The organism is Acidisoma sibiricum (assembly GCF_057837225.1).
Genome location: NZ_CM174445.1, coordinates 3,657,477 through 3,672,461, shown reverse-complemented (window position 1 = coordinate 3,672,461; position 14,985 = coordinate 3,657,477). Strand labels below are relative to the sequence as shown.

General features: G+C 64.5%; 9 protein-coding genes. 4 read left to right on the top strand and 5 right to left on the bottom strand.

Going from position 1 to position 14,985, the window contains the following annotated elements; genetic code table 11:
* Positions 1-52: 52 nt before the first annotated feature.
* Positions 53-1,546, bottom strand: a complete 1,494-nt coding sequence (locus tag AC3G7M_RS17420) for a catalase (protein WP_489213394.1) — start codon at positions 1,544-1,546, stop codon at positions 53-55.
* A gap of 343 nt (positions 1,547-1,889) precedes the next feature.
* Here AC3G7M_RS17420 and AC3G7M_RS17415 point away from each other — a divergent pair, with 343 nt between their 5' ends.
* The 3 genes from AC3G7M_RS17415 to AC3G7M_RS17405 all read left to right on the top strand — a co-directional run bounded on the left by AC3G7M_RS17415 (position 1,890) and on the right by AC3G7M_RS17405 (position 5,180).
* Positions 1,890-3,200, top strand: a complete 1,311-nt coding sequence (locus tag AC3G7M_RS17415) for an HlyD family secretion protein (RefSeq protein ID WP_489213393.1) — start codon at positions 1,890-1,892, stop codon at positions 3,198-3,200.
* Positions 3,197-4,795, top strand: a complete 1,599-nt coding sequence (locus AC3G7M_RS17410; RefSeq protein WP_489213392.1) for a DHA2 family efflux MFS transporter permease subunit — start codon at positions 3,197-3,199, stop codon at positions 4,793-4,795. The genes AC3G7M_RS17415 and AC3G7M_RS17410 overlap by 4 nt, the downstream gene beginning before the upstream one ends.
* Before the next feature lie 85 nt (positions 4,796-4,880).
* Positions 4,881-5,180: a hypothetical protein gene (locus AC3G7M_RS17405; protein ID WP_489213391.1), complete on the top strand. Its 300-nt coding sequence runs from the start codon at positions 4,881-4,883 to the stop codon at positions 5,178-5,180.
* 13 nt (positions 5,181-5,193) lie between these two features.
* On the opposite strand, the gene AC3G7M_RS17400 is transcribed toward AC3G7M_RS17405, so the two are convergent.
* The 4 genes from AC3G7M_RS17400 to AC3G7M_RS17385 all read right to left on the bottom strand — a co-directional run bounded on the left by AC3G7M_RS17400 (position 5,194) and on the right by AC3G7M_RS17385 (position 10,949).
* Positions 5,194-6,066: a bestrophin-like domain gene (locus AC3G7M_RS17400; RefSeq protein WP_489213390.1), complete on the bottom strand. Its 873-nt coding sequence runs from the start codon at positions 6,064-6,066 to the stop codon at positions 5,194-5,196.
* 121 nt (positions 6,067-6,187) lie between these two features.
* A protein-coding gene (gene prfB / locus AC3G7M_RS17395) for a peptide chain release factor 2 (RefSeq protein WP_489213389.1) occupies positions 6,188-7,319 on the bottom strand; the annotation gives its coding sequence in 2 pieces (ribosomal slippage) (positions 6,188-7,249 and positions 7,251-7,319; 1,131 coding nt in all).
* A 7-nt stretch (positions 7,320-7,326) separates the two neighbouring features.
* Positions 7,327-10,014 carry a penicillin-binding protein 1A gene (locus AC3G7M_RS17390; protein ID WP_489213388.1) on the bottom strand — a complete coding sequence of 896 codons (2,688 nt, stop codon included), beginning with the start codon at positions 10,012-10,014 and terminating at the stop codon, positions 7,327-7,329.
* Positions 10,015-10,109: 95 nt separating this feature from the next.
* Positions 10,110-10,949, bottom strand: a complete 840-nt coding sequence (locus AC3G7M_RS17385; RefSeq protein ID WP_489216091.1) for an N-acetylmuramoyl-L-alanine amidase family protein — start codon at positions 10,947-10,949, stop codon at positions 10,110-10,112.
* A 587-nt stretch (positions 10,950-11,536) separates the two neighbouring features.
* Here AC3G7M_RS17385 and AC3G7M_RS17380 point away from each other — a divergent pair.
* On the top strand, positions 11,537-14,704 hold the full coding sequence (locus AC3G7M_RS17380) for an Rne/Rng family ribonuclease (RefSeq protein ID WP_489213387.1): 3,168 nt from the start codon (positions 11,537-11,539) through the stop codon (positions 14,702-14,704).
* The last annotated feature ends 281 nt before the right edge of the window (positions 14,705-14,985 follow it).

Genomic DNA, 14,985 nt, shown 5'->3' with positions numbered 1-14,985 from the left:
GGGCGGCTGCGAAACCCCGCAGCCGCCCGTCCGTCAGCATCACAGCATGGCTTTAGTCGGCCGCGGCGGCCGTGGTGGGGGCCGAGGCCGGCGGCGTATGGGTGCGTCGAATGGCCTCTTCCACGCCAGCCGCCCAGCTCGGGTCCGCTCGCCGGAAATGCTCGATCTGCCGGTCGATGATGAAGCGGGGCACGCCCTGCATGGCGGCGGCGATATTGCGGAAGAACCGCGCGCGCTGCCCAGCATCGAACATCCGGTAGAGATTGCCGGGCTGGGTATAGTCGTCATTGCCGTCGCGGTGGTTGTAGCGGTCGGCATCGCCATTGATGCGCAGCGGCGGTTCCTTCACGCTGTCGTCCTGTACCGGGCCGCCGAAGGAGTTCGGCTCGTAAAAGGCATCCGTTCCCTTCGGCGCATCGAACCGCATGGCACCATCCGCGTGATAGGTGTGAACGGCGGTCTTCGGCCGGTTCACGGGCAGCGCCTCATAATGCGTGCCGACGCGATAGCGATGCGCATCGGCATAGGCGAAGATACGGCTTTGCAGCACCTTGTCGGGGGAAAAGCCAATGCCGGGCACGATATTGGACGGCGAGAAGGACGCCTGCTCGATTTCCGCGAAATAATGATCTGGGTTCCGGTTCAGCTCGAAATAGCCGACGTCGATCAGCGGGTAGTCGGCATGCGGCCAGACCTTGGTCAGGTCGAAGGGATTGTAGGGCGTCTTCTCAGCATCTGCCTCGGGCATGATCTGGATCTTGAAATCCCATATCGGGAAATCGCCGCGCTCGATCGCGTCGTACAGATCGCGCTGGGAACTCTCACGGTCATGGGCGATGACGTGATTGCCTTCCTCATTCGTCCAGTGCTTATGGCCCTGGCGCGTCTTGAAATGGAACTTCACCCAGAAGCGTTCGCCGGCCTCGTTCCAGACGCTGTAGGTGTGACTGCCATAGCCGTTGATGTGGCGGTAATCCGTCGGCAGGCCGCGGTCGCTCATCAGGATGGCCACCTGATGCAGGCTTTCCGGGCTCAGCGACCAGTAATCCCACATCGCCGTCGGCGAGCGCAGATTGGTGCGCGGATGGCGCTTCTGGGTGCGGATGAAGTCCGGGAATTTGAGCGGGTCACGGATGAAGAAGACGGGGGTGTTATTGCCAACAACGTCCCAATTGCCTTCATCGGTATAGAATTTGAGGGCAAAGCCGCGCACGTCGCGCTCGGCATCGGCCGCCCCGCGTTCGCCCGCCACGGTCGAGAAGCGTAGCAGCATGTCGGTCTGCTTGCCGACATGCGAGAAGATCGCGGCGCGGGTATATTTCGTGATGTCATGGGTCACCGTGAAGGTCCCGAAGGCGCCCGACCCCTTGGCATGGACGACGCGTTCGGGGATGCGCTCCCGGTTCTGGTGCGCGAGCTTTTCGAGCAGCAGATAGTCCTGCAGCAGCAGCGGGCCGCGCGGGCCGGCGGAGATGCTGTTCTGATTGTCGGGCACGGGTGCGCCGGCTGTGCTGGTGAGCGTCGGGCGGACGATGGCGTCGGCCATGGGAACCTCAGGTGTTGTCATGGTCCCCGGTGATACGCGGCGCCGTATCATCGGGGAAATTCATTCTCCCTACGGGTTTGATAGGCGACGCCTATCAATGCCTGGGTGATGCCGATTTCCCTCCGCTATCCCCTTTCCGTACCACAGTTTGAGGTCATTTCAGTCCCCGGGGGTTCACGCCTCGACGCGACACACCAAATGCGCTACCGCTGACCGATCGGTCAGCGGTCTATGCGCGCGGCAACGCCTGCTCGTGCCTGGACTTTATGACGAGCGCCGCACCGGCGATCCACGACCCCACCCGGAGGCTCTGTCCTCGGTCAGTACGGAGTTCAGAGTTAACGTGAGTGGCACTTCAGATACGTCTGGCCCGTCGGCGGGCCATACCACCGTCAATAGCGGCGGCACCCAGGTAATCCCAGCCAGCGGCTATGGCGGCAGCAGCACGGTCAATGCCGGCGGCACCCAGATCGTGTCCGGTGGCGGTGAGCAGGCCGAACAGAAGACCGACCAGAAGCCGAAGGATGCGGACAAGCAGCCGGAAGCCCCGAAAAAGGGTGGCGCCCGGAAAATTCTGGTCCGCCTGATCTTCATTCTGGTGGTCATCGTCGCGGTGATCGCCGCGGTCTTCTATTGGTGGTCTAACCGCAATCTGATCGACACCGATGACGCGTTCACGGACGGGCGGGCGATTACCATCGCACCCCGCGTCTCTGGCCAGGTGAGCGTGCTGTACGTCAACGACAATCAGTTTCTGAAGAAGGGCCAGCCGATCATCCAGCTTGACCCGCGCGACTATCAGGCGGCGCTCGACAAGGCGGTCGGACAGCTTGCGCAGGATCAGGGCCAGCTCGATCAGGCACGGATCGCCTATGCCAAGGCGCAGGTGACCTATCCGGCGGATCTGCTCAAGGCGCAGGGCAGTCTGGAGGTGGCGCAGGCGAATTTGCTCAATGCGCGCCAGAATTATCGCCGCCAGCACGCGGTATCCGCCGCGGCCACCACGCAGCAGCAGGTGGACCAGGCAAATTCCGGCCTCGGCCAGGGCGAAGGCCAGGTCAAGCAGGCGCAGGCCGAGCTGCAGGGCGCGCAACTGGTGCAGGAGAATATCAATACTGCGGCGGCGCAGGTGAAGCAGCTGGAGGGCCTGGTGCGGACCGCGCAGGCAAGCCTCGATCAGGCCAAGCTCAACCTGTCCTATACCACCGTGCGGGCGCCGAGCGACGGCTGGGTGACGCAGCGCAATGTGGAAGCCGGCTATTACCTCTCGACCGGCCAGTCGATCATGAGCCTCGTCGTGCCGGAAGTCTGGATCACCGCCAATTTCAAGGAAACCCAGCTCGCGCGCATGCGCTCGGACCAGGCGGTGGATATTGCCATCGACGCCTATCCCAGCCTGCATCTGACAGGTCATGTCGATAGCGTGCAGATGGGTTCGGGTAGCCGCTTCAGCACCTTCCCGGCGGAAAACGCGACCGGCAATTTCGTCAAGATCGTGCAGCGCGTGCCGGTGAAGATCATCATCGATCATGGCCTTAACCCCAAAATTCCGCTGCCGCTGGGCCTTTCGGTGGAGCCGACGGTCGATGTCACCAAGCGGGTGACAGACGGCAATGCGCCGGGTCGGGAAAACGAAGTTCCGCCGCAGCAATGAGCGCCAGTGCGCAAGCGTCCGCGGATGCCGCCTGGCGTCCCAAGGGCAATCCATGGCTGATCGCGGTTGTCGTGACGATCGCGGCCTTCATGGAGATTTTGGATACGACGATCGTCAACGTGTCGCTGCCGCATATCGCGGGTTCAGTTTCGGCGAGCTATGACGACGCGACCTGGACGCTGACATCCTATCTGGTCGCGAACGGCATCGTGCTGCCGATTTCGGGCTTCATCGGGCGGGTGATCGGCCGCAAGCGCTACTTCATGATTTGCATTGCCGGTTTCGTGGTCTGCTCCTTCCTGTGCGGGACCGCGACCTCGCTGACGCAGATGGTGCTGTATCGGCTGATGCAGGGCTTTTTCGGCGGCGGCCTGCAGCCCAATCAGCAAGCCATCATCCTGGATACGTTTGAGCCCAAGAAGCGTGGGGCGGCCTTCGGCGTCGTCGCCATTGCGGTCATCTTCGCGCCGGCCATCGGCCCGACGCTCGGCGGCATTCTGACCGACAGCTACTCCTGGCGCTGGATCTTCTGGATCAATATCCCCATCGGTGTGGCCGCCCTGTTTGCGGTCGCGGCGCTGGTGGAGGACCCGCCCTGGGTCAAACGGGACAGGGCCCGGTTTGTCGATACCGACTGGATCGGCCTCAGCCTGATCGCGGTCGGCGTCGGATGTCTCCAGGTCATGATGGATCGGGGCGAGGACGAGGATTGGTTCGGGTCGGGCTTCATCACGCTGATGGCCGCCTTCGCTGCCATCGGGATCATCGGTGCCATCGTCTGGCTGACGACGACAAAAAAGCCGATCGTCAACCTGAAGGTGTTCAAGGACCGCAATTTCTCCGTGGCCGCCGTGATGATCACCGGCGTCGGTGCCGTGCTGTATTCGGGCGCGGTTCTGGTGCCGCAGCTGGCCCAGCAGCAGCTCGGCTATACAGCGACCTGGGCCGGTCTCATTCTGTCGCCTGGCGCGATCGTCATCGTGGCCCTCATCCCCTTCGTGACCAAGGTGCTGCTGCCCAATGTGCAGACGCGGCTGATCATCGCGTTTGGATTTCTGCTGATCGGCCTGTCCTATTTCTATTCCAGCCTGATCGTCGTGCCGGACGTCAACTTCGGCAATCTGGTGATCGCGCGTATCTTCCAGGTGCTGGGTCTGGCTTTCCTCTTCGTGCCTGTCAGCACGATCGCCTATACGACTCTGCCGCGCTCGCTGAACAATGACGCGAGTTCGCTCTTCGTCATGCTGCGCAATATTGCGGGATCGATCGGCATCTCGCTGGCGACGGCAGGCGTCACCGAGCGGACGCAGACTCATATGGCCTATTTGCAGCGTTACATGACCCCGCTCTGGGCGCCCTATAAGCAACTGCAGCAGACACTGCACGGTGCAATGACCAGCTTCGGCTATATTTCCAGCCAGATTTCCCAGATGATCCCGGCGCAGATCCACGAGATGTTCGTCAAGCAGGCGGCCATGCTCGCCTATCGGGATCTCTTCGTCTATTGCGGCATCGCGGCGTTTTGCGTCATTCCGCTCACCTTCCTGTTTTCGCCGAGCAAGGCGGGCGGTGGCGGCCGAGGCGGCGGCCATTAAGAGATACAGCCCAGCTATGGCTGCCGCTTGACCGCAGCAGAGTGAGGCGACACACCAGACACTTCAATGACCGGACGATGAGGCCATGAGCGACGACCTGCAAACCCCAGCCACCCGCGCCCGCCTGCTGGCGGAGCAGCTGCGCGCCCAGGGCCATGATGCCGCCGCCGATCGCCTGGACCAGACGCTCTCGGCCTCCAGCCAGCCGAGTGCCGCAGACGACACCGGCCATGGCTTCCTGCATGCTTTGCGCGACGCCTGCCAGACGATTCTGACGGCGATCGAGGCCATCGACCCCGCCTCCTTCACGGCGATCGACGAGCTGCGACTAGAGGTTGACAAGCGTCTTCTGCCCCATGGCGAGGGCCACAGCGACCACAGCTAGGCTCCGCGACCGCTCAGCAATGGGACGTGAATTTCGGGCATGTCTGCGGTGTCAGGGCGGGTGGCAATCCACCCGGCTGGCGCAGCATATCATCCAGCGCGTTGCGCATCGGCTCGCTGTTGACGGTGAAAAGGCCTGAAAACGGCGTGTAGAGATCGATGATCACGAAGAGCGCTGAGGTGAGTGCGAGCGCACTGAGGAACAGAGCCATGGCATTGATATGGTTCAGCGGCGCGCTCAGCCCGAAGCAGAGATAGATCACCAGCATCCAGAAGACGAGCATCGCGAAGAAGGGTGTCGAGAGCGAGCCCATGGACGCGCTGACAATTCGCCAGCGCTCAGCGATGGCCATGCTCATCAGCCGCTGGGCTGAGAACAGGCGCCGCTGCGCCAGCGGCGTGGTGGCTGTGAAGGCATCCAGTTCCGAATTCACATGTTCCAGCATCTGGCCGAGGACCGGCGTATTGGCGGGCGCGCCAGGCGTATGGGTCGGCTGCAGGTGCGGATAGTAATCGCCCTCGGGGGGCGGTTCCCCGCGCCACACTTCCGCCAGTGCAGCGGCCGTGTAGCGCGCCAGATCCTGGCGGATGGGCAGGGCCTCGGGTCCCAGCTCCTCCAGCCCGTAGTCAAGCTGAACGAGTGAGGAGGAGAAGCTGCGGACATCGTTTTCGATGCCATCAAAATCAGATTTGGCGGAGTTGATGAGCAGGCCGAGGACGATGGCGGCGAAGGTTGCCAGCAGCATCACCGTGGTCTGCAGCAGCTCGATCGTTTCGCGATTCGCGTGATGCTCGGGCCAGCGCCGCCGCGTCGCAGCCCCGATCGCGACCGCCATCACCATCAGGGCGAGTGCCAGGAACGAGAACCAGGGGGATTGCAGAGTCATGGCGGAGGGCCCTTCACGCGCCAGGCTGTGATCACACCAGACGACAGCGTGCCCGCCGCATCTGACAGGTGAACCACATGCAAGACTAACGATCTGAGGGTCAAGGCCGCCCTCATGGCGATCAGCGGGCGGCGGCGCTCGCTTCGCTGCGGGTGGCGCCTACGCGGGCGGCGAGGGCGGCGGCCATGAATTCATCCAGCTCACCATCCAGCACAGCGGCCGGATTGCCTTTTTCCACGTTCGTGCGCAGGTCCTTGACCAGCTGGTAGGGTGCCAGAACGTAAGATCGGATCTGATGGCCCCAGCCAATATCGGTTTTGGAGGACGCGGCTTCGGTCGCGGCCTCTTCCTGCTTCTTCAATTCCATCTCATAGAGCCGGGCCTTCAGCATCGCCATCGCGGTCGCGCGGTTGCGGTGTTGGCTGCGGTCGGTCTGGCAGGCGACGATGATGCCCGACGGGACATGGGTGATGCGGATGGCGCTTTCCGTCTTGTTGACGTGCTGGCCGCCCGCGCCCGAGGCCCGGAAGGTATCGACCTTGAGGTCGGCCGGGTTGATCTCGATTTCGATCGTATCGTCGACTTCGGGATAGACGTAGATGCTGGCGAAGCTGGTCTGGCGCCGTGCCGCCGAATCGAAGGGGCTGATGCGAACCAGACGATGCACACCGGCCTCGGTCTTCAGCCAGCCATAGGCGCTGGGGCCGCTGACCTTGAGGGTCACGGATTTGATCCCGGCCTGCTCGCCTTCGGAGGTTTCCATAATTTCGGTCTTGTAGCCGTGCTTTTCGGCCCAGCGCATATACATGCGCTGCATCATCTCGGCCCAGTCCTGGGCTTCGGTGCCGCCGGCGCCGGCATTGATGTCCATAAAGGCATTGTTGCCGTCGGCCTCGCCTGACAGCAGACTCTCGATCTCGCGCAGCTTGGCATCCTCGGCCAGCCGCTTGAGCGTCGCGATGCCATCGCTGATCATCTCGGCATCGCCTTCGGCTTCCGCCATTTCGACCAGGCCGAGCGTATCCGCGACCTCGGTCTCGATACGGCGGACGGCGTCGATGCTGGTCTGCAGGCGCGTGCGCTCACGCATCATCACCTGCGCGGCAGCGGCATCAGCCCAAAGTGCGGGATCTTCGGCGCGCTGGTTCAGTTCTTCGAGACGAGTTGTGGCGACATCCCAGTCAAAGATGCCTCCTCAGCAGCGTCACCGACTGCTTGATCTGTTCGGAAAGGGCTTCGGTCTCAGCGGACATGGGCGGCCTAATACAGCCCGCCCACGGAGTTGTCGAGCTTGTTGCCGGCGGAGGTGCCCCCTGCGCCGGGCGCAGCTGGGGACGAGGCGTTGCCATCGCCGCCGACGCTGCCGCCGGCCTGGGTGCCCGTATCGCCGGGTGCGGCTGTCGTGCCAGGCACATCGACATCGCCGCCGTTCGGCTCTCCGGTCTTGAAAGCCTCCATGATGCCGCCGGTATTGCGCATCTCGATGCCCGGCGGCGTGGGGAAGGGCATCTTGGGCTGGTCCGCCAGCGCCGCCGTCATGACGCGATTCCAGATCGGGCCGGCGACGGTCGCCCCCTGTTCACCTTCGCCGAGCGATTGCGGATTGTCGAACCCGACCCAGACCGAGGTCAGGCGGGTCGGCGTGAAGCCCGTGAACCAGGCGTCCTGGAAGTCTTCCGTGGTGCCGGTCTTGCCGGCCGGCGTCCAGGCTTGCAGCCCGAGGCCCGCGACGCGCCCGGTGCCGCGGGTCATGACGCCCTGCATCATGGTCACAAGCTGGAAGGTGCTTTGCGGATCGGCCAGCTGTCGTGCGGTATAGGCGAGCGTCGGCGGCTGGCTGGGATCGGGATTGCCGCAATTGCCGCAGCCCACCTGCGGGGCGCGGTAGATCACATTGCCCTGTGCGTCCTCCACCCGGTCGATGAAGGACGGCGTCACCTGCCGGCCGATCTGGCTGAACCCGGCATAGGCGGTCCCCAGGCGCAGCATCGTCGTCTCGATCGCGCCGAGCACGGCGGGGTAGATCAGCGGCATCTTATCGACGACGCCAAAATCCTGGGCGGTTTTGGCGACGGCGGGCAGGCCGACGCGGGCGGCGAGATGGAGCGTCGCCAGATTGATCGATTCTTCCAGCGCCTGGTGCAGCGGAATGGGACCGAGGAAATTCGCCTCGTAATTGCCGGGACGATACTGCGTCCCGTCCGACATATTGATGACGAAAGGCGCGTCCAGCACCGTTGCGTCGGGCGCGATATTCTGCTCCATCGCCGTCAGATAGACGATCGGCTTGAAGCCTGAACCGGGCTGCCGCTCGGCCTGGGTGACACGGTTGAACTGGCTGAGGCCGTAGCTCCAGCCGCCCGCCATGGCCAGCACCCGGCCCGTGACCGGGTCCATCGTCATCAGCGCACCCTGTACCTGCGGCACCTGCCGCAGCGTTACGCTGTCGCCTTTGCCCGTGCTGTCGGGCTCGATCATGACGACGTCGCCAGCCTGCACCACATCCGTCATGCGCCGGGGGCTGGGGCCCAGATTGGCGCCGAAATTACCGGCATGCCGCGCCCAGCGCAGGGTGGAGAGCGCCAGCGTGCCGCTTTGGGCTGGACCCGTCGGATCGCGCTTGGTTCCCGGTGGCAGCCAGCTGACCGAAGCGGTCGTCGCTGTCGTGCTTTGCACCACGGCCAGCCGCCAATCCGGCAGGATGCCCGCGGGCACCTGGACCTTGCGCAGAGCGGTCTGCCAATCGCCTCCCGAAAGATCGATATGGGTCACGGGGCCGCGCCAACCGTCATGCGCGCGGTCATAATCCATCAGGCCGCGGCGCAGCGAGGCATCGGCGGTCGCCTGGAGAGACGGGTCGAGGCTGGTATAGACGACAAGCCCGCCGTCGGTCGCCCGCGTCTGGCCGAACAGCTGCACCAGCTGCTGGCGTACGGCATCCGCAAAATAGCCGGCGCCGGGCACGGTCGCGGGGCGAGGGCTGGCGCGCGTCAGCAGCGGCTCGGCATGGGCGGCTGCAGCCTGGGCGGCCGTGATGGCACCGTCCTGCGCCATGCGGTCGATCACCCAATTGCGGCGGCCAAGGGCTGCCTGGGGATTGCGATAGGGGTCGTAGTTGGACGGCGCCTTGGGCAGCGAGGCCAGCATCGCTTCCTGCGCGATGGTGAGCTTGTCCAAGGGCTTGTCGAAATAGGCGGCGGCGGCGGCGGCCACGCCATAGGCCTGCTCGCCGAGATAGATTTCGTTGAGGTAGATTTCCAGAACGCGCTGCTTGCTCATCGCATGGTCGATGCGGACCGCCAGCACGGCCTCCTGGATCTTGCGGGCGAAGTTGATGTTGTTCTGCAGCAGGATGTTCTTGGCGACCTGCTGGGTGATGGTGGAGGCGCCGATCGGCCGGCGGCCCGAACCCAGCTGGCTGATATCGGTGACGCCGGCGCGGATGATCGCCAGCGGGTCGATGCCCGGCTCATGCCAGAAATTCTGGTCCTCGGCGGAGATGAAGGCCTGGGCGACCAGCGGTGGAATATCCTCCATCGGCGTGTAGATGCGCCGCTCCGTCGCCAGTTCCGAAATCAGATCCATATTGCTGGAATAGACGCGGCTCATGACCGGCGGCTGGTAGCTGCGCAGACCGTCGATGCTGGGCAGGTCGGCGGTGTAATGGCGGAACATGACATAGCCGCCGACGCCACCCACGACGACCACAACGGCGGCCAGGCCGAACAGGCTGGTGACAGCGCGCGCCGCCAGGAAGCCAGCGCCGCCCCGGCGTGCGCTGCGGCGCTTGTCCTTTTTGTCCCGGCCTGGACGCGGCGGCTTGTCCTGCGGTCCGCGCGGTGGCTGGCCGTTGCCGCCGGAGCCGTTGCCGCCTGCGCCGTTTCCGCCGCCGCCACGCGCACCACCAGGGCGCACCATGGGGTCGCCGGCTCTCAATGGCCCGGGCATCGGCAGCTATTCCTTGTCATTCCGTCACGCGCCCTCTGGCCGCACATACTCGCGGAAATAGGGCTGGCGAGGCACTTTAGCTAGTGTGGGTTTCGCTAGCCGGCCATCCGGGCGGATTGGCGGGCGACATACCAGGCATCGACGGCATTGCTCATGGCGAGCGTGATGCGGTCGCGATGGCCCTGCTGGCGGAGGGCGGATTCGTCTTTGAAATTCGACATGAAGCCCATCTCCACCAGGACGCTCGGGACTTCAGCCGATTTCAGCACCACGAACGCGGCGTGGCGTGCAGGATGGGGCAGGATATCGATCTCGCCACTCAGATTCTGCACCATATCCTGCTGCAGCCGTGCCGAGCCAATGCGCGTCTCGCTGCTCACCAGGCTCGCGAGAATACGGGCGACGGCGGGGGATACGCCCTTGAAGCCGGCACCGGCAAAGCGGTCGGAGCTGTTTTCGCGCTGGGCAAGCCCGGCGGTCTGCCGGTCCGAGGCATCGCTCGACAGCGTATAGACGCTGGCGCCGCGGACGGAGTGGTCGGGCACCGAATCCGCATGCATGGAGACGAACAGATCGGCGCCACGGTCCTGGGCGATGGCGACGCGGTCTTCCAGCGGAATGAAATGGTCGGTCGCGCGCGTCATGGCGACGCGGTAGCGGCCGGACGCTTCCAGGCGCTGCTTCAAGGCATGGGCGGCGGCGAGCGCCACATGCTTTTCATAGGTGCCGGCGACGCCGATGGCGCCCGGGTCCTTACCGCCATGGCCAGGGTCGAGCATGATCAGGGGCGCATTTTTCAGAAGAGGCTTCGCCGCGTCACGGGGTTTGTGGAGATGGTGCTTGGCTGCGGCCCAGGCGATGGCCGGCTGCAGCCAGCTTGGCAGCAGAACGGTCGCGCCGACGCCCAGGCTCAATAGCAGCCTTCGTTCCGTCATCCTGGGATTGGGTTCGTCGGGCGGTGCGGTCACGAAAGGAACCTTGGATCGGCGGGTCGCATCTTCATGTCAGTTCTTCAAATAACAGTGCTTCTGATTGAAAGGCAACGAGATTTCTATAGATAACGAAATCGTAAGCCCGATCCGTTTCGGGGCTTGGACCTGCCCTTGCATGTACAAGGGCTTTGCGCCATGCTCAAAATTGAGATTTGGAACAGGCTGGGCTCATGCTTTGAGCCCCCTTTTCGGATCTCCACCGCAATCGTTCCGTCCGGCCGCTTGGTCGGCCAGTCCCGAAAATTTCGCCGCGGCCAGGTGCCGCCCGGAACGCAAACGGGGCAGGAAGGCACGGCATGCGGCGGCTAGACCGTTTTACCGGCTGCGTGGCCTCGTTCCGCCGCAGCCCCTCAGTTTGATTGGGATCTGTTCGACCTTCATGACCGCTTTCCTCCCCACGGCGAATGCTTCGCTGGCGAGAGCCCGGTTATCCTTGATGTCGATTGCGGACCCGTCACGTCCCCCACTTTCAATCCGCCGCCTTCAGGCGGCCGCGCTCCCCCGTGGTGCGCGCCGGAGTCCAGTTTCTCATGACCAAGCGCATGCTTATCGACGCGACACACCCGGAGGAAACCCGAGTTGTTGTCCTTGATGGTACTCGCCTAGAAGATTTTGACGTCGAGACCTCCACTAAAAAGCAGGTCAAAGGCAATATCTACCTCGCCAAGGTCATTCGGGTTGAGCCGAGCCTGCAGGCGGCCTTCGTGGAATATGGCGGCAACCGCCATGGCTTCCTTGCCTTCAGCGAAATCCACCCCGACTATTACCAGATCCCCGTCGCCGACCGGCAGAAGCTGCTAGAGGCCGATCTTGCCGCCGCCCGGGCCGAAGCCGAGGCGGAAGACGCCGAAGAGGCGGCCGAGGAAGCGGCGGTCGCCGGCCATCGTCCCGCCACGGCCGAGCGCGCCCTCAGCGCGCCGGCCAGCGACGCGGCGGACGAGACCGAGGCTGGGGCTGAGCCGACGCAGGCTGCTGCCAAGGTTCGCGACATCGCCATCAGCGAGGCGCCCCCAGCCGAGGAAGATGCATCCCTGGAAGGCGTGGCCCTTGAGGGTGAAGTGCTTGCCCCCGCTGATGCGAGCGAGGCCTCGTCCGACATCCAGGGCGAGGACGGTTCGGAGGAAAACGAGCCGGAGCGGCCCGAAATTCTCGGCGGTGGTGACCAGAACGAGGAGGGCAGCGAGCGCCGCTCCCCTCAGCGCTTCGTGCGCAATTACAAGATCCAGGAAGTCATTCACCGCCGCCAGATCCTGCTGATCCAGGTCGTCAAGGAGGAGCGCGGTACCAAGGGCGCGGCGCTGACCACCTATCTGTCGCTTGCCGGCCGGTATTGCGTGCTGATGCCCAATTCGCCGCGTGGCGGCGGTGTGTCGCGCAAGATCACCTCGGTCGCCGACCGCAAGCGCCTGCGCGAAGTCATCAAGGAAGTGGACATGCCGCAGGGCATGGGCCTCATCGTGCGCACTGCGGGCGCCAACCGGCCGAAGCCTGAAATCCGCCGCGACTGCGAGTATCTACTGCGCCTTTGGGACGATATTCGCGATCTGACGCTGAAATCGGTGGCCCCCGCGCTGGTCTATGAGGAAGCGAGCCTCATCAAGCGCACCATCCGCGACGGCTACCGCCCGGATATCGAGGAAATTCTGGTCGACGGCGAGGCCGGCTGGAAGGCCGCGCGCGACTTCATGCGTATGCTGACGCCGCACCATGCCGGCAAGGTCCAGCTTTGGCGCGGGCACGACACGTCGCTTTTCGCCAAGCATCAGGTCGACGTGCAGCTCGATGCCATGATGAATCCCACGGTGCAGCTCAAATCCGGCGGCTACCTAGTGATCAATCAGGCCGAGGCGCTGGTCGCGATCGACGTCAATTCAGGCCGCGCCACGCGGGAACGCAATATCGAAGAGACGGCGCTGCGCACCAATCTGGAAGCGGCCGATGAGACTGCCCGCCAGCTCCGCCTGCGCGATCTGGCCGGCCTCGTCGTCATCGACTTCATCGATATGGAAAGCCGCAAGCATAACGCCATGGTCGAGGCGCGCCTGAAGAACGCGCTGAAGAATGATCGCGCGCGTATTCAGGTCGGTTCCATCAGCCATTTCGGCCTGCTGGAGATGAGCCGTCAGCGCCTGCGCCCGTCGCTGGCCGAGACCGCGTTCATTACTTGCCCGCATTGCCTGGGCACCGGCACCGTACGCAGCGTCGAAAGTGCGGCGATCCATGTTCTGCGCGCGATCGAGGACGAGGCCTCGCGCCATCGCGCGGCGGAATTCAACGTCCATGTCGCCGGTGCCGTCGCCATGTATGTGCTCAATTACAAGCGCGACCGTTTGATCGCCATCGAGCGCGCGCATGGCGTGCAGGTTCTGCTGCTGGCCGATGACAAGCTGGTGCCGCCGCAGGTTCGCATCGAGAAGGTGCGGCCTTACGTCGCGTCCGAGGTTCCCGCCAACGGCGGCTCGCCGATTGCCATGGATTACACGACGCGGGACGAGAGCGCCGAGGAGGACGAGCGTCCGGTGGCCCGTGCTGCCGCGCTGGTCGCCGATGCCCCTGCCGTTGAGACGGCGGCTTCTGCCGCTCCGGCCCCCGCCGTGACCAGCGAGGAAGCGCGTGGCGATGACAGCGGCGACCGCCGTCGCCGTCGCCGCCGCCGTCGCCGTGGCCGCCGCGACAATGGAGAGAACGGTCAGCAGGCCGCCAATGGCCAGAGCGAGTCCGATAGCGATGAGGGTGACGAGTTCGAGGGTGAGGACGACGCCGTGTCGGCCGCGCCCGAGCCGGGACCCGCGCCGCAGGAGCCTGCGGTGCCGCCGTTTCCGCTGCCCGTGCCGGGTCCGGGTCCGTACGAGCCCGGTCGTGGGCCGGAACTGCCGGAACCGGGCGCGCCGAGCCCCGAAATCGTGCCACCGTCCGAGCCTGGCCCCGAAATCACGCCGCCTTTGTCGGCCGGTGAAGACGGCGAGGCCCGCCGCAGCCGTCGTGGCCGCCGCGGTGGTCGTGGACGTGACCGCCGTCCGGGTGCCGCGGCCGATGCGCCGATGCAGCCGGCCCCGGCGGCCTATCGTGGGCCGACGCCGGCCGATCCCTTCACCTATGATCAGATCGACGCCCTCTTTGCGGTGCTCGAGCCGGATCTGGATACTGTCGAGACGACCGTGTCCGTGTCCGCCAAGCCTGCGCCCGTCACCGAGACGGTCCCGGTGGCAGTGGTCGATGCCCCTGTCACGGGTGCTGATGTGGTCGATGTCGATGTGACGGAACGCGCGCCGACCGCCGAGGACGAGGTCGTCGCGGCGAGCGTGCCGGAGACGGTCGAAACTGTTCCGGCTGAAGTAACCGCTGAGGTCTCGGCCGACCTGCCGGCGCCAAAGAAGCGGCCATCCCGCGCGCGTAAGCCGAAAGTGGCTGACGTTGCGGCCGAGGCTGTCGTGGACGCGCCGGCCCAGATCGTGGCTGAAGCGCCTGCCGCCGATGTGACCGTGGCTGTGGAGGTTGCGGCTAAACCTGCGCGCCGCCGTAGCAGCCGCGCCAAGACGCCAGCGGTTGCCGTTGAGGCAGAGGCGCCGGTTGACGTCGCGCCTGAGCCGGTGCTGGAGACTGTCTCCGGTGAACCGGCCGCGCCCCTGGTGAGGCCGATCGTGATCGGTGCGGATACGCCGGCCGCTGAAAAGCGGCGCGGCTGGTGGAAGCGCTGAGCGTCACGCTCAGCCTCCCATCGGGTCAAAATAAAGGGCGGGGGCTGAGGCTCCCGCCCAATTTGTTTGCCTGATCGGTCAGTCAGATAGAAAAATAAGCAGGGTTAGGTGAAGCGGTGCCTAGAAACCGGCCATTCACCTGAGTTTGATTACTTTCTAGGCAGAAAAATGTCTGGGAACGCGATTTTAGTCGATTTTCTGAATGATTTTTATTGGACGCGTCGAGGCTAAGATTTCATTATCCAGTCACGGATGAGGTTGATCCCTCATTCTGCCGTGTG